Below are 24,306 nucleotides of genomic sequence, written 5' to 3' on the forward strand. Positions count from 1 at the left end.
ATTATTGGGTCGCCTCTATGGCTTGCTGCTTCGCTTTGGCGAGCTGTTCCGCTTTCACTTGGTTATAAATCCGGCTCAGTTCCAAGAAAGAGTAGCGGTGCTCGACATACTCATACACATTGAAGGAGATCGCGAGCTTATATAAAGAGATTGCACTAGCGAAATCCCCTTCGCTTTGATAGCGCTTGCCTAGGTAGAAATACGCTTCAGTGAGACGCTGAGCCAGCAACGTGTTATCACGGGTTCCCGCTAAGATCGCTTTAAACGCTTGCTGCTCCGACACTTCACCTAACGTGATCGCTACCAGCACCCATCCCCACTGCTCATCTCGGTCATGATAACGCTCAAGCAAGGTCGTACGGGCTTGCTCTGGTGCGCGCTCCGCTTCAATGATGTAGAGCCACAGCGCTCGAAACGGATCACTCGGCTCCTCGGCAAAATGCTTGTTCATGTCTTCAAGCGCAAGATCAAGTCGATCGCCATAGTACAAGGCAATAGCTCGATTGCGCGCCGCATAAGAGTTCTCAGGATCGAGCTCTAACGTCGAATCGAACGCATCGTACGCTGCGTCGAATTCACCAATTTGGGTAAAGTAGACGCCAAGCAGGTTAAACAGATCGGGCTGCGCGGGATTGAGTGACAAGGACTGATTGAAATCGAGTCGAGCTAAGTCACGCAGACCAACACTGTCATAGTAGTTTCCACGCTCATAAAGCATCTTCGCCCGCACATCATCATTCAGATCCGTACGTTGCAGTAACTGGCTCAAACGCGCTATTTGCACTTCCTGTTGAACACTGGCTTGCAGAGGGACAGCCATGGGAGGGTAGAGCCACTCCGCATTTTGGTGAGACTGAGTGGCACAGCCTGCGGTAATGAGAAGGGTCAGGCCTAGAGTTGCGGTTTGAAACCATTTCACAAATAGATACTCCTGTAGCTAAGCGAGGCTTAGCGAAATCCCTGAAAATAATAAAGGGAGCGTAATGCTCCCTTTATAACATGCTTTTAGAGTAATAATCTAATTTACACCCTTAGGTGGCAAACTCGATTATGCGTCAGACGCTGGCTTCTCTTCTGCCGCTTCTTCCGTTTTCTCTACCGCTTCTTTCATGCTTAGACGAACGCGGCCTTGACGGTCAATCTCAAGCACTTTCACTTGAACTTCTTGACCTTCAGCAAGGTAGTCAGAAACTTTCTCTACACGCTTGTCAGCAATTTGAGAGATGTGTACTAGACCATCTTTACCCGGCAGGATAGTAACGAAAGCACCAAAGTCTGCAAGACGAGCCACTTTACCTGTGTAGATACGGCCCACTTCAACTTCAGCCGTGATCTCTTCGATGCGGCGGATAGCTTCTTTCGCTGCCGCGCCTTCCGTTGCTGCAATCTTGATAGTACCGTCGTCTTCGATTTCGATAGTTGTACCAGTCTCTTCAGTTAGAGCACGGATAACTGCACCACCTTTACCGATCACGTCTTTGATCTTCTCTGCGCTGATCTTCATGGTGTGAATGCGAGGAGCGAATTCAGAGATGTCTTCACGAGCACCAGAGATAGCTTCATCCATTACAGATAGGATGTGCTTACGTGCACCTTGAGCTTGGTTAAGCGCAATTTGCATGATCTCTTTAGTGATACCTTCGATCTTGATGTCCATTTGAAGTGCTGTGATACCCGTGTTAGTACCCGCTACTTTAAAGTCCATGTCACCTAGGTGGTCTTCGTCACCAAGGATGTCAGAAAGAACAACAAAGTCGTCGCCTTCTTTTACAAGACCCATTGCGATACCCGCAACAGAAGACTTGATTGGCACACCTGCGTCCATAAGAGCAAGAGAAGTACCACATACCGAAGCCATTGAAGAAGAACCGTTAGATTCCGTGATTTCCGATACCACACGTACTGTGTATGGGAATTCATCAACAGAAGGCATAACAGCTGCAATACCGCGTTTAGCCAGTTTACCGTGGCCGATTTCACGACGCTTAGGAGAACCTACAAAACCCGTTTCACCAACACAGTATGGAGGGAAGTTGTAGTGTAGTAGGAAGTGATCTTTACGCTCACCAGTTAGCTCGTCGATGATTTGAGCATCACGCTGCGTACCTAGCGTCGCCGTCACTAGCGCCTGAGTTTCACCACGAGTGAATAGTGCGCTACCGTGAGTACGTGGAAGCACACCAGTACGTACGTCTAGCGCACGAACCATGTCTTTTTCACGGCCGTCGATACGTGGGTTGCCCGCGATGATGCTACGGCGAACCACTGTCTTCTCTAGATCGTGGAAGATAGTGTGGATTTCTTTGGTGTTTGCTTCTGGATCTTCAGCAAGCAGCACTTCGTTCACTTCACCTGCGATAGCGTGGATACGGTCGTAACGCGCCATCTTCTCAGTGATTTGGTATGCTTCAACCAATTTCGCTTCAGCCAGTTCTGCGATACGGTTTTTAAGCGCTGTGTTCTCTTCTGGTGCAACCCAATCCCAAGCTGGTGTTGCCACTTCAGCTTTGAATTCGTTGATTGCAGAGATCACGGCTTGCTGTTGATCGTGACCAAACACAACCGCTGCTAGCATCTCTTCTTCAGTTAGGTTATCCGCTTCTGATTCAACCATCAGTACCGCAGATTCCGTACCCGCAACCACTAGGTCTAGCTTAGACGTTTCTAGTTCAGTGTTGCTTGGGTTAAGAACAAGTTGACCGTCGATGTGACCAACACGCGCTGCACCGATAGGACCGTTGAACGGAATACCAGAGATAGCAAGTGCTGCAGACGTACCAATCATTGTTGGGATGTCTGGTTGAACGTCTGGGTTCACAGAGACAACCGTTGCAATCACTTGTACTTCGTTTTTGAATGCATCTGGGAATAGAGGACGGATTGGACGGTCGATCAGACGAGCCGTCAGTGTTTCGCCTTCAGAAGGACGACCTTCACGCTTGAAGAAGCCACCTGGGATTTTACCCGCAGCGTAGGTACGCTCTTGGTAGTTTACTGTTAGAGGGAAGAAGTCTTGACCTTCAACCGCTTCTTTTTTACCTACGACAGAAACGAATACCGCGGTATCGTCCATAGTGACCATAACGGCAGCCGTCGCTTGACGTGCGATAACGCCAGTCTCTAGAGTAACTGTGTGGTTACCGTACTGGAACGTTTTAACAACTGGTTTTTCGAACATTGTTTTTCCTTGTAACTAAGCCCATGTTGGCGCTTAGATTGTGTTAACTCACACTCAAGGCATTACGAATCGCGACTAGTAAAAACGAACTGTACCCAAGGATGCGTTTACATCGGACATCGAATTCACTTTTAATAGCCGCGACCTTTTGGTCGACGAGGTTGACTGTAATGCTATGAGCTTAAAGGTGACAGTCTGATCGTACAAAATAGCCAATCAAAACTATGCGGGGCGTAGTATAGCGAGATTAATTCGGTTTGGCTAAATTTAGCCAACAAAAAAGGGGCACAAAGCCCCTTTTTCGACAAACTGCTAAGCAGTCGCTGATTAGCGACGTAGACCTAGGCGAGCAATAAGATCTTGGTAACGACCTAGATTTTTGCCTTTTAGGTAGTCTAGTAGTTTACGACGGCGAGAAACCATACGTAGAAGACCACGACGGCTGTGGTGATCGCCTTTGTGCGCTTTGAAGTGACCTTGTAGGTGGTTGATAGAAGCAGTCAGTAGAGCTACTTGTACTTCTGGTGAACCTGTATCGCCTTCAGATTGTGCGTATTCTGCAACGATTGCTGCTTTAGTTTCTGCATTCAGAGACATCATTCTCTCCTAATAAGAGTAAGTTAATATTTGTGCCAGCCAATCTCTGATTCAGCCGACACGAGGAGCGCGAATTATAGGGGATGCGACTAGGCGGTGCAATAAGTATTTTGGTTATCAAGGGTTGCAGCAATGGTGGATGCGGTAGCGCCGCGGCAACAAAGGGTGCCCTGCGGCATTTTTCTGATAAACTGTCGGGCAAACAGTATTCTAGTGAAAATGAACAGGATTCATTATGAAAATCGGTATTATCGGCGCGATGGCGCAAGAAGTTGCGATTCTAAAAGACGCGTTAGACAACGTCCAAACCACGACTAAGGCAGGCTGCACCTTTTATGCAGGTCAACTTCACGGTGTGGATGTCGTATTGCTGCAATCTGGCATCGGTAAAGTGGCCGCGGCCGTCGGCACCACCTTATTGATCAGTGAGCATCAACCAGACGTCGTGATCAACACTGGCTCTGCGGGCGGGTTCGACTCATCGCTAAATCTTGGTGATGTCGTGATTTCGAGTGAAGTTCGCCACCATGACGCCGATGTGACCGCGTTTGGCTATGAAATGGGCCAAATGGCCGGCCAACCTGCGGCGTTCGCAGCGGATGAAAAATTGATGGCCGTCGCTGAGCAAGCACTAGCAAAAATGGACGACAAACACGCGCTACGCGGTCTGATTTGTACTGGCGATGCGTTTGTCTGCACCGCAGAGCGTCAAGCCTTTATCCGTACCCACTTCCCATCTGTCATTGCCGTAGAGATGGAGGCTTCTGCCATTGCTCAGACGTGTCATCAGTTCGCGGTGCCTTTTGTTGTCGTCCGCGCAATCTCTGATGTTGCAGACAAAGAGTCACCGATGAGCTTTGAAGAGTTTTTACCTCTGGCTGCGCAAAGCTCTTCGGAAATGGTGATCAATATGGTTCAGTTACTGAAATAAGCGCAGTGGAGCATCATGGAAGATCTGTTCACTCAATTCTACGCTGGGGGCGCACTGCTGGTAATGTGGGGCGCCCTGCTTTGCAATTGGCTGCTTCCTTTTCCCAGAGAGGCACACCCCGCCATCCTCTGGCACAAATTTGCCGAGCAGTTAGCTGAGAAGGTCAATACCCGCGCCAGCTACTCACAAAGCCTCATCTCTGGGACGCTGGCATGGGGCTTAATGATACTGCCGACACTGGCAGTCTTAATCGCGCTTAAACCTTTGGTTTGGCAACCCGCCCTATTCGAACTCGCGTTTTTGCTGCTGGCGATTGAGTGGCGCAATACCCAACGTTTTGGCCGCCTCTTTGTTGAAGCGCTCGCTCGCAATGATAAAGAGCAAGCTCGGCTGCTTATTCGTCCCTATCTCAATCGAGAAACCCGTCCGTTGTCGCTACTTGGGCTTGGGAAAGCGGGCGTAGAAACGTTGACGATGTCGTACGGACGCAATCTGATTGGCGTCTTATTTTGGTATGGCATCTCTGGTGCGACTGGCGCCTTTTTGTATCGCATGTGTGTCGAACTGGCGAGAGCATGGTCACCTTCTCGTGAATACTTTCATCCATTTGGGCTACCCGCGGTGCGCGTTGTCGCGATACTCGACTGGTTACCGCTGCGCCTTTATAGCCTCTTTATACTACTTGGTCAGCGCAGCCGTGCGACTTATCTTTTACTAAGAGAGCAAGCGAGGCAATGGCCGCTACCCGGCCCAGCTTGGTTATTGGTGAGTGTTGGCGCGAAGTTGGAGTTATCGATGGGTGGGCCTGCCATCTACCCCACTGATGCCAAACATCAAGCGAGCAAAAAGCGTATCCGAGCGAAACTCGGCGGGCGAATCGCCCCGTCAGCCATTCATGTTGCCCAAGTCCTGACTTTACTCAACCAACGATTACTCGTCTGGTTTGTGTTACAAAGCCTGATTATGGCAATGATTTATCAAGGATTCTAATGAGATTGCGCCCCCTTTTTGCGCTGTTGGTACTGACTAGCGCCCCTTCGTGGGCGATCGAGCGCATCGTCAGCTTGTCCCCTCACACCACTGAGTTGGCGTTTAGTGCTGGGCTTGGCGATAAACTGATCGGCGTCTCCGAGTACAGCGATTACCCTGATCAAGCGCAACGCATAGAGCGAGTCGCCAACTACCAAGGCTTTAAGCTCGAGAGAATCATTGCCTTGGAGCCGGATTTAATTCTCGCGTGGCCGGGCGGAAATCCCGCCAAGGAGCTCGACAAATTGGCTCAGCTTGGCTTTGATATTTATTACTCTCAAGCACACTCCATCCCGGACATCGCCGAAAACATTGAGCGCTTAGGGCAGTTTGCTGACGACCCATCGGTCGCCAAGCAGCAAGCCGAGCACTTTAGGCAAACGCTGAATGATATGGCTCAGCGCTACGACACCTCGCAACCTGTACGCTATTTCTATCAATTGAGCGAATCACCCATCATCAGTGTCGCGCAAGGAAGCTGGCCGAGCGAAGTGTTTACTTTTTGCGGCGGCGTCAATGTGTTTGAAGATGCCGCCATGCCCTACCCTCAAGTGGGAATGGAGCAAGTGCTGCTCGCCAATCCTGAGGTCATTTTTACCTCCGAGCACGCCATTGCCAATGGCAGCATGTGGCAACGTTGGCAGAGCGAGTTAACTGCCGTTCAAGCCAACAACGTATGGTCACTCCACTCAGACTGGATCAATCGGCCCACGATGCGCACCCTCAAGGCCATTGAGCAAGTGTGTGACTATTTTCAGCAGGCCCGAGAAAAACGCTAGCGATGGCGCGAGCCTTTCCCTTACAATTGCGCCTCCTGTTTTTGCTGCAAATGAAGAGAAACTCGTGTCATGGACACTATGCTGCTCTACTTTTTTGACTTATTCGGTACGGCCATCTTTGCTATCTCTGGCGTCCTGCTGGCAGGCCGTTTAAAAATGGATCCCTTTGGCGTAGTGGTACTGGGTAGTGTGACGGCCATTGGTGGTGGCACCATTCGAGATATGGCGCTGGGTGCCACGCCTGTGTTTTGGATCACCGATACCAATTACTTGTGGGTGATTTTGTCGACCTGCTTGCTGACGATGTTGATCGTCCGCCGCCCTAAGCGCGTGGCGTGGTGGATACTGCCGGTATGTGATGCGATTGGTCTGGCGGCGTTTGTCGGTATTGGCGTGGAAAAAGCCATGGTCTATCAAGATTCGGCTTTGGTGGCCGTCATCATGGGCGTGTTAACGGGTTGTGGCGGTGGCATCATACGCGACGTGTTAGCCCGAGAAGTCCCAATGGTATTGCGCAGTGAAGTGTACGCGACGGCCTGTATTGTCGGCGGCGCTTTTCACACAACCGCCCTCAGCATGGGTTACGACACCAACACCGCGTTCTTATCAGGCGTGTTGTCTACCTTGCTGATTCGTCTAGGGGCGATTCGCTGGCATTTATCACTGCCCACCTTTGCGATTAACCGCTAAATCGCGTTAAACCAACATATAGAAACACAACAAAAAGGTCACTACGATGAGTGACCTTTTTGCTTAATCTAACGCCGAGCTAGACTTTATTTTTGCACGCGGCGTAGGACCTGCTTCAGTGCGTCGAAATCGTTGCCTAAATCTTCAGACAAGAGTTCCATCGCGGCATGTTTGGCGAGGGGGCCTGGCAGTTCGATGTCGGTATCCAGAATCTCATCAACCACTTCTTTGAATTTGGCAGGATGAGCGGTACAAAGGAATAACCCCGTTTCGCCCTCTTGAAGCAGCTCATCCAATACGCGGTAAGCAATCGCGCCGTGTGGCTCACATAAGTAACCCAAAGAATGCAACGCTTTGACTGACTGAGCACTTTGGTCATCAGAAACAGCGCCTTTACCTAGCGTCTCCAAGCCCCACTCTTTGACGCGGCATAGCTCTTCGATGCGCGGCCAGTTGTTTGGCTGGCTGACATCCATCGCATTGGAGGTTGTCGCGACAGTTGGCTTAGGATCCCACTGACCGGTCTCTAGATAACGTGGCACAGTATCGTTGGCGTTCGTCGCTGCAATGAAGCGTTTGATCGGCAAGCCCAACGCTTTTGCGAGTAGACCGGCGGTAAGGTTGCCAAAGTTACCACTTGGTACTGAGATCACTAGGTTCTCACGCTCTGCTTTACTCAACTGAGCAGCCGCTTCAAAGTAGTAACAGATTTGCGCCATAAGGCGGCTGATGTTGATTGAGTTGGCAGAGTTAAGACCAATCTCTTCACGCAGCGCTGCATCATCAAAGGCTTGCTTTACTAGCGCCTGACAGGCATCAAAATCACCATCGATAGCAACAGTATGGATATTTTGACCCAAGGTACAGAACAGCTTCTCTTGCAGTGGGCTGATCTTACCTTTCGGATAAAGGATCACCACATTGATGTCTTCCATACCATAGAAGGCATGGGCTACCGCTGCGCCCGTATCACCAGATGTGGCCGTTAAAATGGTAATTTTACCGCCATCAGACACGGCTGCTAAAGATTGCGCCATAAAACGGCCGCCAAAGTCTTTGAACGCCAGCGTTGGGCCGTGGAACAACTCTAATGCGTAGACCCCATCTTTCACTTTGCTGATCGGTGCTGGGAATTGGAATGCCGCATCCACCATCGAATGCACTTGCTCTTGCGTCAGTTCATCGCCGATCAATGCCGACAAAATCTTAGTGCTACGAGAAACAAAATCCTCTGCTAAAAGCGCATCCACATCATCGAATGTTGGCAGTTCGGATGGAAAAAATAGGCCTTGATTGCGACCTAACCCTTGGCGAACGGCTTGGCCAAAGGAAACTTGTTCATCATTTTCTTTTATGTTGTAAAGCTTCATAGCTCACTTCCTGTTACTGTCGACCCTTGTTTGTTCAAACGACAAACATGGACGAATCCTTCTTCATTTTGTACGTAGTTCTGCTCGAGCCAGTGAGCAACCCGCTCGGCGACGTCTTTGTCTTTGCAAACACTAAATAGTGTGGGACCACTTCCTGAAATGCCCGTTGCTAAGGCGCCCGCCGATGCCGCGTATTTACGCGCATCCGCAAAGCCAGGCAGCAGTTTCTCACGATATGGTTCTGCGATCACGTCTTTGATCATTTTCGCAGCCAACTCAGGCTGACCCGAGTGGCACGCATGAATAAAGCCCGCCAAGTGGCGACCGTGAGCAATAATATCTTGACGGCGGTACTGAGCGGGCAAAATAGCGCGCGCTTGTGCCGTCGACACTTTAATGCCCGGGTAGGCCATTACCCAGTACCAATCATCAAAACAAGGCACTTCTTGGCTGATGATACCGAGCTCTTCTAACATCAACTGCACACCACCTAAATAGCAGGGAGCAACGTTGTCGTAATGGATACCACCGGAAATCTGACCTTCCATTTCCCCCATCAACGCTAGTAGTTCGGTTTCATCTAAAGGCTGTCCATGAAAACGGTTAAGCGCATCCAATGCCGCGACAATAGAACAAGCGCTTGAGCCAAGCCCTGAACCAATCGGCATGTTTTTCTCTAACGTCATCTCAACCGGCAATACGGTCTGCCCTTTTTTGTCCAGCTCTCGCGAGAACACTTGCCAGCAGTGATAGACAATGTTCTCTTTCGCATCACTCGGCAGCTTATCGACGAAGCGACCTGCGGTGCGTAGGTCAAACGCGTCATTCCCAGCTTTCACCAATACACGATCACCAAGTAAGGTGCCATCCACAGGTGACACCGCGGCGCCAAGCACATCAAAACCCACACTGACGTTACCAATTGACGCTGGGGCGTATACCACTACATCCATACTACGACTCATTACACTACACCCCTAATTTCCAGCCAAGTGTACGCATCACGTCAGCAAAGACGCCCGCGGCAGTCACTTCCGTGCCCGCACCATAGCCACGTAGAACCAAAGGAATGGGCTGATAGTAACGGCTGTAAAACGCCAGCGCATTTTCACCATCTTTGATTTTGAACATAGGGTCGTTCTCATCAACCGCCGCCATGCTAACGCGGCACTCTCCATCTTTGATTTCACCGACGTAGCGCAGTACTTTACCCTCTTGGGCAGCCTGCTTTGACAGTTCTTGGAAATAAGCGTCCGCTTGAGGAAGACGTGCCATGAACTCGTCTACCGTACCTGAATCATCAAAGCCTGGCGGCAGCGCCTGATCGACCACGACATCTTCAAGCTCAAGATTCATACCCGCTTCACGAGCCAAGATAAGCAGCTTACGTGCGACATCCATACCGGACAAGTCGTCACGTGGGTCAGGCTCGGTAAAGCCATTCTCTTTAGCGATATTGGTCGCTTGGCTCAACGTCATGCCTTCATCCAATTTACCGAAGATAAAAGAGAGAGAGCCCGACAAAATACCGGTGAAGCGCTCAAGTTCGTCACCCGCTGAAATCAGATTTTGCAGGTTTTCTATAACTGGAAGGCCGGCACCAACGGTTGTTTCGTACATTAGCTTACGACGAGAGCTACGCGCGACATCGCGTAACTGATGATAATAAGCCATGCTCGCCGTATTGGCTTTCTTATTCGGAGTAACGACGTGGAAACCCGCCGCCAAAAAGTCCGCATATTGGTTAGCAATCGCTTCGCTCGAGGTGCAATCAACCAAGACTGGGTTGATGATGTGATTACGTTGAACGGTTGAGATAAGGCGCGCTAAGCTGAACTCTTCGCTTGCGCCATTCATACGATCACGCCAGTGATCCAAAGGCAGTCCATCACTATCAAGTAGCAAACCTTTACTATTGGCAAGGCCGCAGACACGAAGCACGATGCCTTTTTCTGCTAACTTGGCTTGTTGACGCTCGATTTGATCCACCAGCTCACCGCCCACACCGCCGACACCGACAATAAAGACATCAAGGAAGTGCTTTGAGTTAAATAGATTTTCATGACACGCTTTGATCGATTCAGAGATCTTATCTTCTGGAATCACCGCCGAGATTGCACGCTCAGAGGAACCTTGTGCAATCGCAACAATATTGACGTTCACTTCCGCAAGCGACGAGAAGAACTGAGAGGCCACACCGCGTGATGTGCGCATGCCATCGCCCACTAGGGTCACAATGGCAACGTTATCAATAAAATCTACCGGCTCGAGCAAGCCATCTTTCAGCTCCAACTCAAATGCATCAGCGAGCGCTTTTTGCGCCAGCGCTTTATCTTGCGCTTCGATACAGAAGCTGATGCTGTACTCTGACGATGACTGAGTGATCAAGACGATAGAGACGCCCGCCGATGACATGGCACCAAACACACGACTCGCCATGCCCACCATACCTTTCATACCGGGACCTGAGACGTTAACCATAGTCAAATCGTTGAGCGTAGTGATGCCTTTGATCGCCAGCTTGTCTTCGCCCGTATCTTGGCCAATCAAGGTACCTGCACCTTGGGGGTTAAAACTGTTTTTGATGAGGCAAGGAATATGAAATTGAGCAATCGGTGCAATCGTTTTGGGATGCAGTACAGACGCGCCAAAGTACGACAATTCCATCGCTTCTTGGTAACTCAGTGACTTAAGCAGACGCGCATCATCAACTAAACGTGGATCGCAGTTGTAGACACCGTCAACATCTGTCCAAATCTCGCAGCAATCGGCACGCAAACATGCCGCCAGCACTGCGGCAGAGTAGTCCGAGCCATTGCGGCCCAACGTGACCAACTCACCTTTGTCATTGCCCGCGGTAAAGCCCGGCATAATATTGACATGGCCTTGTGGAAGCGGATTCTGACGAAAGTTCTGAGTGGAAATCTCCACATCTACCATGGCTTCAAGTGGCTCACCTTTTGCAAAAAGGTACTCAACCGGATCGATCAAGCTTGCCGCTTGACCTTTCGCTTCCAAGACCGCTTTCATCAATTGAATCGAGACGCGCTCACCTTTGCTGATGATGCGAGCATTCACGTTATCAGGACACATACCCAGTAGGTTGATGCCGTGAACAAATTGACGCAGTTGAGAGAGGGAGGTTTTCACTTGATGGTTGTAGGCACTACCATCGATCGAAGGCAGCACTTGTTTGATGTCTTGGAACAGGTCGCGGAACGAATCTTCAAGCTCGGCGATTTGCAGTTCAGACTCTCCGTTTTTCAACGCTGATTCAATCACAGCCACGAGCTTGTTGGTTGTTTTACCCGGTGCGGAGAGCACCACGGCCACTTCTTCTTGTTGGGCATTATTGGCAATGATATCCGCCGCTCTTAAGAAGCGGTCGGCGTCCGCCAACGACGAACCGCCAAACTTTAATACACGCATCCCTTCCTCCAAATGATAATAAATGGGTATAAAAAAAGGCCTGTATCTTGTTGGATACAGGCCTTTTTTTGAATTTCCTTCGCTTAGCAGCCTGCCCCAACATAAATAGTGTCGGTAATAATAATGGTTGTGGTCATTACTGAGCTGTTAAACATATTTGATTCTACTTGATGTGTTTGCTTCACATAGGTTTAACCTATTTGTGAATAGTGAGTCAACGAAAACTTGCTATTTTTTCATTTGCTTATTCTTGCACCAGGTTCACATCTGCCGACCATAGCAATCAGGCACATAACAAATCATCCACAGACGCTCTGCCTAATAACCAAATGCTATATAATTTCTGCTCAATACGGTGCACTTTTGTGCTTTAATGATAATTACCCTTCCGTTATGACTTGAAGGACAATACACCTCAAGCGTAACGTGGGCAGTGGAGAAAACAGCACGAATCAATCGAGCGACAACGAAACAACCATAAGCTAAGGAGTGGCGTATGAAAACGACAATCGGCCTCTTGCTGCTGCTTACTACTTTTTCGTCTGTTGCCGCCACCTTGCCCCCCTTGCCTGCCTCGCAACACACGTCACCGCACAAGCTCTTCCTTTCGAGTGAAAATGACAGCTTAGATTTTGACTCTTGGAAAATTGATGGCGGGTACTCTTATTCTCTGTTCGACAACATCGATCTCTATGTCGGTGCGCGTCTCAATCAAAGTGACACAAACAGTGAATCAGGATTTCTTAGTGGGGTGAGTTACCAGCTTACGCCGCGTCTCTCTGTAAAAAGTACTTTGCACTCTTACAGCATAGAAAGTGTGGATGAAGGGAAACGTCAGCCAGCGCTCTCAGCCGAAGTCTCTAGCCGAATGAAGCTGACTGAAAACCTCGATATTCATGCCACTCTCGATTATCAAGAGTGGCAACAAGGCGTTGAGGTCGGGTTAGGCTTTCGCTTCTAACTCCACTCTAACGCCTCAGAAGACATCAAGACGCCATTCCAATCCGCGTAAATATAGTCGCCCGGTTGAATCATCTGATTTTGTATGGTGAGGGTCACGTTGACTTCACCCGCACCGCGCTTCTCAGTCTTGAAAGGACAGGTGCCTAGCGCTTTTATGCCTAGCTCCATTTCAGCCATTGTCGCGACATCACGTACCGCCCCATTAACAATGACCCCTTCCCAATTGTTTTCGATCGCCATGATCGCCAATTGATCGCCGAGTAGCGCTTTTTGACACGAACCATGCCCATCGACTACCAGCACCTTTCCGCTGCCATCTTGACTCAGCATGTCTCGCACTTTGGAATTGTCGTGATAACAACGAATAGTGACGATCTCTCCCCAAAAAGCCAACTTACGGCCAAAGCTTTGAAGCGGTAACTCAAGCAGTGTCACTTTATCTTCGTGCTGATCACAAATATCAGGCGTAATATCCATTGTATATCCTCCATGAAACATTCAATTGTTAAAACTGATTCTCTGACGTTCGCCTCGTAACCCCAGAGGGTAAATCGACCTTTATAGGCATCGAGTGCGCCACTGCCCTAGCGATTCTTGTCGACCATCAGGCAAACAAGACACCAAGATCAACGTCTCTCCTTGGACGTAGTAAATGGCATTTTGCCCAAAACGGTTGGCCAATGAAAGCGCGGTTTGCATCGGCATCGTCACCGCCAAGCTCTCTTCGCTCCATTCAAAACGGCGATCCCCCACCAAGATTTCACTCCATGCTGCGCCGCCTAGACTTGTGATCATCGCCTGCTGGCGAAGGCGATTTTGCTCTAAGGTAAGGCGCTGGCTGGCGGGGTTCCACGCCGTCACGATGGCAAACGCATCACCAGGTGGCGGACTGAGAAATCGGAAAAATGGCTCGCGATAGGCTTGCCACAGCTGAGCATTGATTGTCATATCGTCAACAGTTTTACATTTACTCGAGACTATTAATATTTGTTACATTAGAACTCTTGATATAAATCAACAAAGTGATTGGAATTAACATTTCTGCATTGTTAGCATGCTGTTAACATTATAGAATCCGCTTCAACGACTAATGGGATACAGAGGACTAAGGGACCTCGCTGCAAGTCTGTTAGACACCAAGGATGGCGGGCAACTAAAGGCAGTGTAATTTTAAAGTCTTTGGTTTATTATCAACAAGACATTACCTGTATGTTATGTTTTTGCCTAGAATTTATTCTATTAGCACAGTTTTTTCACAAGTTTAGGTACCGCCAATGCAAACCCCGCACATTCTTATTGTTGAAGATGAGCAAGTAACTCGTAACACTCTAAAGAGTATTTTTGAAGCAGAGGGATACGCTGTTTTTGAGGCCAGTGACGGTGAAGAGATGCACCAGGTTCTGTCTGAGAGCCATGTAAATCTGGTGATCATGGATATTAACCTGCCTGGTAAAAACGGCCTGCTACTGGCTCGTGAGCTGCGCGAACAAGCCAATGTGGCACTGATGTTCCTAACAGGTCGTGACAATGAAGTGGATAAAATTCTAGGCCTAGAAATCGGTGCGGATGATTACATCACCAAACCATTTAACCCACGTGAATTGACCATTCGCGCTCGCAACCTGCTTAATCGTTCGATGAACGCCAGTGCCGTGCAAGAAGAAAAACGCAGCGTTGAGAAGTACCAGTTCAATGGTTGGGTACTGGACATTAACAGCCGCTCACTGGTGAGCCCAAGTGGCGATGGCTACAAGCTACCTCGTTCAGAATTCCGTGCCCTACTGCACTTCTGTGAGAACCCAGGTAAGATCCAAACTCGCGCTGATCTTCTGAAGAAAATGACCGGCCGTGAGCTTAAGCCTCATGACCGTACTGTTGATGTTACGATTCGTCGTATTCGTAAGCACTTTGAATCGGTATCAGGCACGCCTGAAATCATTGCGACTATTCACGGTGAAGGTTACCGTTTCTGCGGTGATTTAGAAGAGTAATCGACATCTCGCAGTCAACATAAAAAATGGAGCCTAAGGGCTCCATTTTTGTTGGGTATTTTTGTTATGTATCGCTCGGTTGGATCAGCCTTTTCCACCACGGATGGCTTGAATGATTTCTGTGGTCGAGCAACCGTCTTCAAAATTGAGCACTTTGACTTCACCGCCGTTAGCAATCACCTCAGCTCCACCAGCAATCTCTTCCGGCTTGTAATCACCGCCTTTGACAAGCAGGTCTGGCAATACCGTAGCAATCAAGCGTTGCGGCGTATCTTCACTGAACGGCACTACCCAGTCGACGGCACCGAGCCCTGCCAGTACGGCCATGCGGCGATCGGTTGGGTTGACAGGTCGACCTGGGCCTTTGAGGCGTTTTACCGACTCATCAGTATTGACGGCTACGATCAAACGATCGCCGAGCTCCGCCGCATGATTGAGGTAAGAGACATGGCCGGCGTGCAAGATATCGAAACAGCCATTGGTCATGACCACTTTCTCGCCTTTCTGTTGCGCCTGCTTAACGGCAGTAATTAACGCTTTCTCGCTGATCACTCCGTAATCGGTATCTTGGCTGCCATGTACAGCTTCGGCAAGCTCGATGGTTGATACCGTAGAAGTACCCAGCTTACCCACCACAACGCCTGCGGCGGCATTGGCCAACGCACACGCTTCATCCAACGCTTTCCCTGACGCAACGGAGGCAGCCAACACGGAAATCACCGTATCGCCAGCCCCCGTCACATCAAACACTTCTTTCGCTTGAGTGGGAAGATGGAATGGCGCTTGACCGCGACGTAGCAAGGTCATACCGTGCTCACTGCGCGTCACCAAGAGTGCGTCCAAGTCAAACTGCTCGATAAGGGCTAAGCCCTTTTCCACCAAGTCGTCATCGGACTTCACTTTACCTACCACATGCTCAAACTCTGCCATGTTAGGTGTCAACAAAGTTGCGCCGCGGTAGCGTTCAAAATCTGCCCCTTTCGGGTCGATAAAGACAGGTACGTTTGCCGCTCGCGCTTTTTGAATGTACTGCTGGACGTGCTCGAGCGCGCCTTTGGCGTAATCCGACAACACCACCGCTTTGACGTTGGGCAGTACTTTCTCCATACGGGCAAGCACTAGTGACGGGTCTACACCTTCAAACTTGTCTTCAAAATCGAGACGAATCAGTTGTTGCCCTCGGCTCATCACGCGCAGTTTTGTGATGGTTGGATACTCGGCCAAACCAACAAAATCGCAGGTCACGTTCAGCGCCGTCAGCGTATCACTCAACACCTGAGCTGGCTCATCAATACCCGTTAGACCGACGATGTGCGCATGTCCGCCGAGTGACGCAATGTTCATAGCAACGTTGGCGGCCCCACCTGGACGCTCTTCGTTATTTTCTACTTTAACCACAGGCACCGGTGCTTCTGGTGAAATACGGCCAGTCGGTCCGTACCAGTAGCGATCCAGCATTACATCACCAATGATTAAGACACCAGAATCCTTGTAGTTCGGCAGGATAGGTTTCATCAACGATCTCCAAAATTAAATTCTCGCGAGAGTTTAGCACAGCGTCATACCACCCTAAACCCTTGCCTTGATGCCAAATTGTCGGAATTGGGCGATTTTCTGCCAGCCACCGCGTATCGGCTTTGTCACTTTAGTAAACCTTAAGAGGCCGACTCCAAACTTAACCACTGCGCCCATATTCTCTGCACCAGCGCACGCTCGTCGGTAAATTTATCTTGCGTGACATCGGCGTCAAGGTTGAGCAGATTGCGGTGATGAATTTGGTCGCGCATGGTGGTGTAGGCGTGAGTCAGCGCCTGCGCCGAAGATTCCTCAAGCACACCTTGCGCCATCATGGATTCGAAAATACGGACGTTATCACTCCAACGCGTGAGTTTTGGCTTCTCATGGCTATAGCGAAGCACCAAATATTGCGCTAAAAACTCCACATCCGTGATACCGCCTGGGTCTTGTTTGAGCATAAAGCGGCCAGGCTTTTTCCCACCCAGATGATCGCGCATTTTTTCTCGCATCTCGGCGACGTCTTTGCGCAAACTGGCTTCATCGCGCGGCGTCGCCAAGACCTCATGGCGCGTTTTAGCAAATGCAGCCTGTAGCGGCTCATCACCGTAAATCATGCGGGCGCGCACTAGAGCTTGATGCTCCCATGTCCACGCCTCTTGATGCTGATAATCATCAAAGGCGTCGGCAGGGCTAACCAATAAACCAGAGATACCGGATGGCCTTAAGCGGGTATCCACTTCATACAAAATCCCCGACGCTGTGCGGGTTGAGAAAATATGGATAATGCGCTGGGCAAGACGCAGATAAAACTGGCGCCCATCAATCTCTTTTGCGCCATCGGTGTAGACGTTCACTGGGCAGTCGTGCATGAACACGATATCCAGATCCGAGTTATAGCCCAGCTCCCAGCCTCCCACTTTGCCATAGCCAACGACCGCAAAGCCTTTGCCCTCTCTCTCTTTGAGGTGCGTCGGCTCACCGTACTTCTCAGCCATTTGTAGCCAAGCTTGATGGACGACAGACTCAACAATGGCTTCGGCTAGGTAGGTTAAGTGATCACTCACTTTCATGACAGGCAAGGCACCGGCAATATCGGCGGCGGCAATACGCAAGATGCAAATCTGTTTAAATTGACGCAGCGCCTCCATCTGCTGCTCCATATCATCCTCTGGGATACGGGCAAGAAAGTCGCGCAATTCAGTGCGGTAACTATCAAGTGGGACGGGGTTATACAGCTGCTGAGGGTCAATCAGTTCGTCAAGTAAGATCGGATAGCGACCCAACAGCTCCGATATCATGGGACTGGCGGTACACAAACGTACCAGTTGCGTCAACGCGGCAGGATGTTCATCCAGCAGCTCAAGATAGGTGGTGCGTGTGACAATTTTATGCAATAGATGCAGCACTCTAGGTAAACCGAACTCTGCATCCTGATGTGAATAGATCGCAGCAAAGATCTTGGGCATCAAACGGTTGAGTACCTCACGCCCACGTGGGCCCAAGGTTTTTTTCGCCAAATCATGCTTAAATTGAATGATGGTCATCGCCATCGCACTGGCTTCTTCTCGCCCGATGTCATGAGATAAAATATGCTCCATCACATCCGGTTTTTCTGCCATATCCCACAGCTCATGAAAATGCTTGGCGACATCACTCTGCTCGTGCTCTTCTTCATCGTCACCAATTAATGCCTGAAACACATGGTGAACCCGCTGCATGTGCGCTTCTACCTCGCGCGTTAGTGCGGGCCAATCAGCAAAGCCCATCGCCGTTGCTAACTGACACTGCTCAAGGTCAGACTCTGGCAAGGTTTGCGTCTGTTTGTCGGCCATCGCTTGGAGCAGATTCTCTAAACGACGCAGAAAATGATACGCCTGAGTGAGATGGGCCACTTCATCCCTTGAGAGCAACGCCAGTGCTTCAATCCCCTCTAAGGTGACTAACAATCCACGCTGCCTTAAGCTCGGCTCTCGGCCCCCACGGATCAACTGGAACACTTGGGCGATAAATTCGATTTCGCGGATACCACCAGCCCCTAGCTTGATATTGTTGCTCAGCCCACGGCGGCGTACTTCACTGCTGATCATGGATTTCATTCGGCGCAGCGATTGAATGGCACTAAAATCGATGTAACGACGGAAAACAAAGGGTCGTAACATCTCTCGCAGCGCTTGATATTCGGGATACATCTCTCGCCCCATCACTCGCGCTTTGATCATCGCGTAGCGTTCCCAGTCACGCCCTTGCTCTTGGTAGTAATCTTCCAGCGCGGCAAAACTCATCACCAAAGGGCCACTTTCGCCGAAAGGGCGCAAGCGCATGTCAACGCGGTAACAAAAACCGTCAAAGGTGTGTTGATCGAGCGCTTTGATAATGCGCTGGCCCAAACGGGTAAAAAACTGAGCGTTAGCAATCGAACGACGGGCGCCTTGGGTTTCCCCGTTTTCTGGATAGGTAAAAATCAGATCAATATCGGATGAGAAGTTGAGCTCACCACCGCCAAGCTTACCCATACCAATGATCAACATCGGCTGTGGCTTCCCCGTCTCATCACAAGGCGTACCCCACAATTCGCAACAGGCTTTGTATTGCCATTGATAGGTTTCAACAATCATCGCCTCAGCCAGTTCCGAAAGGTGACTCAGGCTCTCTTCTAATGTCCAACTCTGACAAAAGTCTCGCCAAGCGATGTAGGTCATTTCACGACGACGAAACTGTCTTAAGACTCGCTGTCCTTGCATCTCATCGGAACAGGTTTCCAGTTGCGCGCAAAGATCTGCACGATAGTGCTGCTTGCGATCCTGCTCAGCAAGCATCGCTGGCAGCTGGCGCAGCAGTGACTCATCTTTGGTCAGATTATCTGCAACGAACTGACTTAACCCTAGGACGTACTTGAGCGACTCGAGCAACGCGGCAGGCCATTGCGCCAATGCCTCACTGGGCAGCGCCGCGAACGCTTTATCACTAAGAGGAGACAACGAGGAAGGCAAATGCATGAGGAGTCCTTACAATCGAATGCATAAAAAACCGAAGACGTTAGTTATACCAGACTTGCGTCAATAAAAAACGCCCATGCGTAGGCGATGGGCGTTGGTTCAATCAATTTTATTGGTCGTTGCGCGATTTATTCGTCAGACACGGAAAGAGGTAATTTTCTCATCCAACTCTTCGGCATTGCGCTGCATCATTTCTGACGTCTCAAGCAGTTCCGTTACCACCACCACAGAGGCTTCCACCAGCTCACGAACATTGGTCAGGTTCTGGTTCATCTCTTCCGCCACGCTGCTTTGTTGGCCCGCTGCCGTCGCAATTTGGAAGTTCATATCATTGATTTGGTTAACTTGCGATACGATACCATCCAGCTCACCGCCAGCATTGGTGACCAATTCCACCCCTTCTGCCGCTTCAACAACACTCTTTTCCATCAACTCAACCGCCGAGGATGCGCTGCTTTGCAACTGAGAAATCATATCTTGGATCTCGACCGTCGCTTGCTGTGTGCGCTGCGCCAGATTACGGACTTCATCCGCAACCACAGCAAAACCGCGCCCGGCTTCGCCGGCACGCGCCGCTTCAATCGCCGCGTTCAATGCCAAAAGGTTGGTTTGCTCTGAGATTCCTTGAATGGTGCCGACAACACTGCCGATGGCTTCAACGCTCTCTTCGACCTCGTTAACGGCCTGCGCTGAGGCAGCGATATCTTTCGACAACGCACTGATTTTATCGACCGTACCTTTCACAAAGTGTTGGCCGCTTTGCGCTTGCCCTGTGGCACTTTCCGTCAGTGCAGAAGCATTCTGTGCATGATCAGCTACGGTTTGCACCGTTGAGGTCATTTCACTCATCGCCGTGGCTAATTGGTCAATTTCATTAAACTCTTCTTGCGCCGACTCTTTCGTCTCAGACATGCTAAGAGTCATCACTTCAGTCATCGTTGAGAGCTCTTGCGAGGCCTCTACTTGCAGTTTGATCACCTCTTGCAACTGACGGCGTGTTTTTTCTAGCTCACGCGCCACATCGCCATATTCATCTTTGCAGTCCATTTCAATCGGATTGGAGAGATCGCGATTCGCCATTTGTTTGATTGAATCATTCAAATACTGAGTTTGGCGCAGCATAATACGAGCAGCAAAGAGCAAAATAACGACAAAGACCCCTATCAGAAGTACGGTTTGCCAAGCCACTTGCACTAAATAAGCTTGATAATGCGCTTGTGCCACTTGGGCATTTTGAGTGGCGGCGAGCAGGGCGTCGTGGAAAGTGCTGGCATCCCACAACTGTTTAGCCACGATAAGGACGGTACTGAATACCATCAGTAGCACCATTTTGGGAATCAAACGGACGTTCGTTATCGCTCTCTCCCATGGCTTAAATGCCATTTTGGTCATTGTTCGTTCTCCGCTAAGTCAACTATGATACGGTGTGATTGAGTACTTATCAGACACTTAATGCTTATCGCTGCCTACCGCGAGGGAACGGTCGCACTCATATTATTTATTTCGAGCCTCGTATGAAAAGAGATGATACCAAAGACGATACGAAACCAATGAGCTTACTGTCACTAATTTTGTCTTTCGTCGCACTATTTGTGATTTCAGGCTTATTGTTCTTTCCAGTCAGTCAAGAAACTCGACAAGTCCTTATCGGCTTGGATTTCGCAATCTGTAGCATATTTATCCTGCAGTTGAGCATAGATTTGATCCGTGCAACAGATCGCGTGAAATACATGAAACGCCATTGGATCGATTTTGTCGCCAGCATCCCGATGATTGAACCCCTGCGCTACGCACGTCTGTTTCACATCATGCGCGTGATCTTGGTGATCCGCGCCAGTAAGCACATCTTGCGTCAGATCTTAAGTAATCGTCATGAAATGACCTTAGCGTCGATCTTATTGCTGTTGATCGTTTTACTTACGGTTGGTTCAAGTATGATGTTGTTGATTGAGGGAGGTTCGGATCACGCCAATATTCAATCCGGTGGGGATGCCCTGTGGTGGGCATTGGTCACCATCTCTACCGTTGGCTATGGCGATCACTTTCCCGTCACCCACGGCGGTAAGATCTTAGCGTCGGCCCTGATCATCTGTGGAGTAGGCTTGTTCGGTATGATCTCAGGGCTTATCACTTCGTTGATCACCTCGCCGTCCAAGTTGCAAGCCAAACGATCTGAGCACAAAGAACAACTACTCAAAGAGATTCTCGCCAATCAACGAGCCATCATTAAACGGCTCGATACATTGGAGAATAAAGCGCAAGAAGCCACTTCTCAGACAACAAAAAGGGAGCTTTAAGCTCCCTAGTGATGGTGATGATGCGAGATCAGTGGCGCCAATAAGGCTGAGCCTCTAAGCAGATGATTCGCGTCTGCTCCATCGCATGCAAAATGGAGTTTTCTTGGCGAGTTAGCCAACGCAACAGTTGCTCGCGCTGCTCACCCTCTAATTTGTTGCTGAGTTGATCCAGCGTTTCAAGGGTCAGCAAATCATCGATGCCATGCAGCAAGTCACTCCAAGGCAAGCGGAAGCTGTTGCGCTCATCGACATTGAACAAGCTAGCAAAACTCACCCCTGTGTATAGATTGCGCATCAGATGGTACTGCTGCTCCACATACGCCGGCGCGTTGAGATCTTGCTCAGGCGAGAACACCTCAAGCAACTGTGACCAGGTTTTATCGAGCTGGGCGACAGCAAAGCGCTCTACACCCTCAGCCATCTCTTCACGGGCTTTCTCATCTAAAAACGGCTGCCAGCCGCGAGTCAAAATCCAACGGCTTAAATCCAGCAGCAAACCGGCGTAGCGGGCGGAATGAATCAGAGCCAACATCTCTTCTCTGTCAGGCAACTGCTGCTGAATCTCTTTCAGCTCTGCGACAAGGAACTTACGTGCCTCTAGTTTACGTAACGCGTGCCCTTTATCTTCCAGCAGCTCTTCAAGGTAATCGTACTGCTTAAGCCACTCTAAGCTTTGTTCAAGCCATTTGAGCTCTTGTCGAACCAGGGCGCTGGCACGACGTGGCACCACATCGCCATAGACGGTCAATACTTGGCGAATAAAACTGATGGCGTTTTTGATTTCATGTAGCGCATCAATCGACTCGCGCTCAGAGTAAATCTGCTCATGGTAGTGCCAGTGCGACAACGCATGCTCAAGCGACTGGACAAAACAGGTCTCTACGCTGTCTTTTTGCTGTGTCTCAACCAAACTTAGCGGTTTCACTTCGTCACCTTGGTAGCCTGATGCTAAGCGATAACCTTTGGCCGCTTTGCTTAAGTTGCCTAAGCGCATCCCTCCTTGCTCTGACAAGCTACGCGCTAAGGTAAAGAGGGCATCAGTCTGGCCTGATTTCAGCTCCAGTTCCACTTCGCAAATCGGCGCGGTTAAGTCCCCTGACTCGACACAGCCTAAATCAAACGCCACTTCAATTTGGCTGCCATCTGGCATGCCAACCAGCCACTGCTCACGGGTAAAGTTGGTCGAGAAGAGAGGAGCGATTTGAGATTGCAGTTCCTCAATCGCGCGGCCATCGGGCCAGATGTCTTGCGGATGTAAGGTAAGGACGGGATCATTGCTGTTATGCTCTGCATTGTATTCCGGTCTTTGATGAAGTCCGGCGACCACACGTCCTGCGGTTTTGACCGTTTGCACGAACACATCATCATAACGACGAATTCTTAATCCAATATCATGTTGACGTAGCCAGTTGTCCGGGGTGTCAAAGTAAGTATTCCCTAACTCACGACAACTGTGCTGAAGTACTTTTGTTAACGCTATTTTTTCTCTTAACGTCTCTGAAAATTCAGGTGAAACAAAAAACTTCAGTTCTATCTCGGTTTCCATAGTGTTACCTTTTAACGCAGATAGCCAAAGGATATTGCCTATTTTCTTACTCGGCAAGAGAGAAATATCGCCCCATTGATGATCTAAAACAGTTTAAATGCACACTTTAATGGGTTAACATGCGCGCCTTTATAGCCATCGCTCAACATTTCACCATTCTTATTGGTGTCTGTTTTTTCTAGGTTATATTAATTGGGTTGAATGACCATGCCAGTAAATACAATTATGGGGTTATTTGCAAAGTCCCCTATCAAACCTTTGCAGCGCCACGTTGTGTGTGTGAACGAATGTTGCTCGCACCTAGTGAACTTCTTTGAAGTCAGTTCAAAGGGTGACTGGGAGAAAGCCGCAGAAATCCGTGCACAAATTTCTCACCTAGAGAAAGAAGCCGACGTACTAAAGCGCGAGATCCGTCTCAAACTTCCTCGTGGTTTGTTTTTGCCAGTCGACCGCAGCGACATGCTGGAGCTGCTGACTCAACAAGACAAACTGGCCAACCTAGCCAAAGATATTGCTGGTCGTGTCTACGGCCGACAACTGACTATTCCTGAGCCTCTTCAAGAAAACTTCATTGCTTACGTGAAGCGTTGTCTCGACGCCGCAAACCAAGCGCAAGAAGTCATCAATGAGCTCGATGAGTTATTGGAAACTGGATTTAAAGGTCGCGAAGTGACTCTCGTGGCTGAAATGATCCATCAACTGGATGTGATTGAGGACGACACAGACGCGATGCAAATCCAACTTCGCCAACAACTGATGGCGATCGAAAGCGATTTGAATCCGATTGATGTGATGTTCCTTTACAAGATTCTTGAATGGGTCGGTGGTATTGCAGATCAAGCTCAGCGTGTTGGTGCGCGTCTTGAACTCATGCTGTCTCGCTCATAAACATAAGTTAACCAAATAACGAAGAGCATTTTATAAGCACACCCCAGTAAGCGAGCTACACTGAATTCGCTGTGGGGTTTTGTCGTGTCCAATTTGCTCCGCTT

At 49.6% G+C, this 24,306-nt stretch carries 20 protein-coding genes and 1 other annotated feature; of the genes, 8 read left to right on the forward strand and 12 right to left on the reverse strand.

Translation table 11 applies throughout. The annotated features are described in order from the left end of the window. Position 1: 1 nt before the first annotated feature. From nlpI to rpsO, 3 genes are all read right to left on the reverse strand, one after another. The gene (gene nlpI / locus AC6R10_RS08535) at positions 2 to 919 is read right to left on the reverse strand and encodes a lipoprotein NlpI (RefSeq protein ID WP_500631793.1); all 918 of its coding nucleotides are present in this window, start codon (positions 917 to 919) and stop codon (positions 2 to 4) included. Positions 920 to 1,048: 129 nt separating this feature from the next. Further along, a complete protein-coding gene (gene pnp / locus AC6R10_RS08540; protein WP_500671979.1) occupies positions 1,049 to 3,178 on the reverse strand; it encodes a polyribonucleotide nucleotidyltransferase in 2,130 nt (709 codons plus the stop codon). Between the two features lie 327 nt (positions 3,179 to 3,505). Continuing rightward, positions 3,506 to 3,775, reverse strand: a complete 270-nt coding sequence (gene rpsO, locus AC6R10_RS08545; RefSeq protein WP_334554534.1) for a 30S ribosomal protein S15 — start codon at positions 3,773 to 3,775, stop codon at positions 3,506 to 3,508. 235 nt (positions 3,776 to 4,010) lie between these two features. On the opposite strand from rpsO, the gene mtnN reads away from it, so the two are divergent. The 4 genes from mtnN (at position 4,011) to AC6R10_RS08565 (ending at position 7,204) form a co-directional block, all read left to right on the forward strand. Further along, complete coding sequence (gene mtnN, locus AC6R10_RS08550) at positions 4,011 to 4,706, forward strand: 5'-methylthioadenosine/S-adenosylhomocysteine nucleosidase (protein ID WP_500626482.1); 696 nt, start codon at positions 4,011 to 4,013, stop codon at positions 4,704 to 4,706. A gap of 15 nt (positions 4,707 to 4,721) precedes the next feature. After that, positions 4,722 to 5,696, forward strand: a complete 975-nt coding sequence (locus AC6R10_RS08555) for a cobalamin biosynthesis family protein (protein ID WP_500671980.1) — start codon at positions 4,722 to 4,724, stop codon at positions 5,694 to 5,696. Then, the gene (gene btuF / locus AC6R10_RS08560) at positions 5,696 to 6,514 is read left to right on the forward strand and encodes a vitamin B12 ABC transporter substrate-binding protein BtuF (RefSeq protein WP_500671981.1); all 819 of its coding nucleotides are present in this window, start codon (positions 5,696 to 5,698) and stop codon (positions 6,512 to 6,514) included. Before AC6R10_RS08555 ends, btuF begins: the two co-directional genes overlap by 1 nt. Positions 6,515 to 6,583: 69 nt before the next feature. Then, positions 6,584 to 7,204: a TRIC cation channel family protein gene (locus tag AC6R10_RS08565; RefSeq protein ID WP_500626479.1), complete on the forward strand. Its 621-nt coding sequence runs from the start codon at positions 6,584 to 6,586 to the stop codon at positions 7,202 to 7,204. Positions 7,205 to 7,290: 86 nt separating this feature from the next. Here AC6R10_RS08565 and thrC read toward each other — a convergent pair whose 3' ends face one another. From thrC to thrA, 3 genes are read right to left on the reverse strand one after another with little or no spacing between them, the layout of a single operon-like run. Then, positions 7,291 to 8,574 carry a threonine synthase gene (gene thrC, locus AC6R10_RS08570; RefSeq protein ID WP_500671982.1) on the reverse strand — a complete coding sequence of 428 codons (1,284 nt, stop codon included), beginning with the start codon at positions 8,572 to 8,574 and terminating at the stop codon, positions 7,291 to 7,293. Beyond that, a complete protein-coding gene (gene thrB, locus AC6R10_RS08575) occupies positions 8,571 to 9,527 on the reverse strand; it encodes a homoserine kinase (protein WP_500631797.1) in 957 nt (318 codons plus the stop codon). The genes thrC and thrB overlap by 4 nt, the downstream gene beginning before the upstream one ends. A 16-nt stretch (positions 9,528 to 9,543) precedes the next feature. Next, entirely contained in the window at positions 9,544 to 12,003 is a 2,460-nt protein-coding gene (thrA, locus tag AC6R10_RS08580) for a bifunctional aspartate kinase/homoserine dehydrogenase I (RefSeq protein ID WP_500671983.1), read from the reverse strand. A gap of 29 nt (positions 12,004 to 12,032) precedes the next feature. Continuing rightward, positions 12,033 to 12,154, reverse strand: a sequence feature (Thr leader region). Between the two features lie 345 nt (positions 12,155 to 12,499). Between thrA and AC6R10_RS08585 the strand changes: the two genes are divergently transcribed. After that, entirely contained in the window at positions 12,500 to 12,964 is a 465-nt protein-coding gene (locus tag AC6R10_RS08585; protein ID WP_500671984.1) for a hypothetical protein, read from the forward strand. Here AC6R10_RS08585 and AC6R10_RS08590 read toward each other — a convergent pair. Both AC6R10_RS08590 and AC6R10_RS08595 read right to left on the reverse strand, forming a co-directional pair. Continuing rightward, entirely contained in the window at positions 12,961 to 13,443 is a 483-nt protein-coding gene (locus AC6R10_RS08590; protein ID WP_334554238.1) for a putative 4-hydroxy-4-methyl-2-oxoglutarate aldolase, read from the reverse strand. The two genes, AC6R10_RS08585 and AC6R10_RS08590, sit on opposite strands and share 4 nt — an antisense overlap. A gap of 81 nt (positions 13,444 to 13,524) precedes the next feature. Then, entirely contained in the window at positions 13,525 to 13,914 is a 390-nt protein-coding gene (locus AC6R10_RS08595) for a DUF3293 domain-containing protein (protein ID WP_500671985.1), read from the reverse strand. A 326-nt stretch (positions 13,915 to 14,240) separates the two neighbouring features. Between AC6R10_RS08595 and arcA the strand changes: the two genes are divergently transcribed. Next, positions 14,241 to 14,957, forward strand: coding sequence for a two-component system response regulator ArcA (gene arcA, locus AC6R10_RS08600; RefSeq protein ID WP_334554234.1), 717 nt, complete (start codon positions 14,241 to 14,243; stop codon positions 14,955 to 14,957). A gap of 84 nt (positions 14,958 to 15,041) precedes the next feature. Here arcA and hldE read toward each other — a convergent pair whose 3' ends face one another. From hldE to AC6R10_RS08615, 3 genes are all read right to left on the reverse strand, one after another. Further along, positions 15,042 to 16,472 (reverse strand): bifunctional D-glycero-beta-D-manno-heptose-7-phosphate kinase/D-glycero-beta-D-manno-heptose 1-phosphate adenylyltransferase HldE, encoded by a 1,431-nt coding sequence (gene hldE / locus AC6R10_RS08605; RefSeq protein WP_500671986.1) that lies wholly within the window; start codon positions 16,470 to 16,472, stop codon positions 15,042 to 15,044. Between the two features lie 140 nt (positions 16,473 to 16,612). Next, positions 16,613 to 19,471: a bifunctional [glutamate--ammonia ligase]-adenylyl-L-tyrosine phosphorylase/[glutamate--ammonia-ligase] adenylyltransferase gene (gene glnE / locus AC6R10_RS08610; RefSeq protein ID WP_500671987.1), complete on the reverse strand. Its 2,859-nt coding sequence runs from the start codon at positions 19,469 to 19,471 to the stop codon at positions 16,613 to 16,615. A gap of 135 nt (positions 19,472 to 19,606) precedes the next feature. Then, positions 19,607 to 20,863 (reverse strand): methyl-accepting chemotaxis protein, encoded by a 1,257-nt coding sequence (locus tag AC6R10_RS08615; RefSeq protein ID WP_334554228.1) that lies wholly within the window; start codon positions 20,861 to 20,863, stop codon positions 19,607 to 19,609. Between the two features lie 122 nt (positions 20,864 to 20,985). On the opposite strand from AC6R10_RS08615, the gene AC6R10_RS08620 reads away from it, so the two are divergent. Continuing rightward, on the forward strand, positions 20,986 to 21,768 hold the full coding sequence (locus AC6R10_RS08620; protein ID WP_500671988.1) for a potassium channel family protein: 783 nt from the start codon (positions 20,986 to 20,988) through the stop codon (positions 21,766 to 21,768). Between the two features lie 28 nt (positions 21,769 to 21,796). On the opposite strand, the gene AC6R10_RS08625 is transcribed toward AC6R10_RS08620, so the two are convergent. Next, positions 21,797 to 23,314 carry a CYTH and CHAD domain-containing protein gene (locus tag AC6R10_RS08625; protein ID WP_500671989.1) on the reverse strand — a complete coding sequence of 506 codons (1,518 nt, stop codon included), beginning with the start codon at positions 23,312 to 23,314 and terminating at the stop codon, positions 21,797 to 21,799. A gap of 207 nt (positions 23,315 to 23,521) precedes the next feature. Here AC6R10_RS08625 and AC6R10_RS08630 point away from each other — a divergent pair, with 207 nt between their 5' ends. Further along, positions 23,522 to 24,202, forward strand: coding sequence for a TIGR00153 family protein (locus tag AC6R10_RS08630; protein ID WP_334554222.1), 681 nt, complete (start codon positions 23,522 to 23,524; stop codon positions 24,200 to 24,202). The last annotated feature ends 104 nt before the right edge of the window (positions 24,203 to 24,306 follow it).

It is taken from the genome of Vibrio sp. R12-SG2-ISO1 (assembly GCF_059834045.1).

Bases quoted from the DNA above. Each gene is read 5' to 3' on its own strand.
- pnp (WP_500671979.1), bottom strand. From the start codon at position 3,178: ATGTTCGAAAAACCAGTTGTTAAAACGTTCCAGTACGGTAACCACACA.
- rpsO (WP_334554534.1), bottom strand. From the start codon at position 3,775: ATGTCTCTGAATGCAGAAACTAAAGCAGCAATCGTTGCAGAATACGCA.
- mtnN (WP_500626482.1), top strand. From the start codon at position 4,011: ATGAAAATCGGTATTATCGGCGCGATGGCGCAAGAAGTTGCGATTCTA.
- AC6R10_RS08555 (WP_500671980.1), top strand. From the start codon at position 4,722: ATGGAAGATCTGTTCACTCAATTCTACGCTGGGGGCGCACTGCTGGTA.
- btuF (WP_500671981.1), top strand. From the start codon at position 5,696: ATGAGATTGCGCCCCCTTTTTGCGCTGTTGGTACTGACTAGCGCCCCT.
- AC6R10_RS08565 (WP_500626479.1), top strand. From the start codon at position 6,584: ATGGACACTATGCTGCTCTACTTTTTTGACTTATTCGGTACGGCCATC.
- thrC (WP_500671982.1), bottom strand. From the start codon at position 8,574: ATGAAGCTTTACAACATAAAAGAAAATGATGAACAAGTTTCCTTTGGC.
- thrB (WP_500631797.1), bottom strand. From the start codon at position 9,527: ATGGATGTAGTGGTATACGCCCCAGCGTCAATTGGTAACGTCAGTGTG.
- thrA (WP_500671983.1), bottom strand. From the start codon at position 12,003: ATGCGTGTATTAAAGTTTGGCGGTTCGTCGTTGGCGGACGCCGACCGC.
- AC6R10_RS08585 (WP_500671984.1), top strand. From the start codon at position 12,500: ATGAAAACGACAATCGGCCTCTTGCTGCTGCTTACTACTTTTTCGTCT.
- AC6R10_RS08590 (WP_334554238.1), bottom strand. From the start codon at position 13,443: ATGGATATTACGCCTGATATTTGTGATCAGCACGAAGATAAAGTGACA.
- AC6R10_RS08595 (WP_500671985.1), bottom strand. From the start codon at position 13,914: ATGACAATCAATGCTCAGCTGTGGCAAGCCTATCGCGAGCCATTTTTC.
- arcA (WP_334554234.1), top strand. From the start codon at position 14,241: ATGCAAACCCCGCACATTCTTATTGTTGAAGATGAGCAAGTAACTCGT.
- hldE (WP_500671986.1), bottom strand. From the start codon at position 16,472: ATGAAACCTATCCTGCCGAACTACAAGGATTCTGGTGTCTTAATCATT.
- glnE (WP_500671987.1), bottom strand. From the start codon at position 19,471: ATGCATTTGCCTTCCTCGTTGTCTCCTCTTAGTGATAAAGCGTTCGCG.
- AC6R10_RS08615 (WP_334554228.1), bottom strand. From the start codon at position 20,863: ATGACCAAAATGGCATTTAAGCCATGGGAGAGAGCGATAACGAACGTC.
- AC6R10_RS08620 (WP_500671988.1), top strand. From the start codon at position 20,986: ATGAAAAGAGATGATACCAAAGACGATACGAAACCAATGAGCTTACTG.
- AC6R10_RS08625 (WP_500671989.1), bottom strand. From the start codon at position 23,314: ATGGAAACCGAGATAGAACTGAAGTTTTTTGTTTCACCTGAATTTTCA.
- AC6R10_RS08630 (WP_334554222.1), top strand. From the start codon at position 23,522: ATGCCAGTAAATACAATTATGGGGTTATTTGCAAAGTCCCCTATCAAA.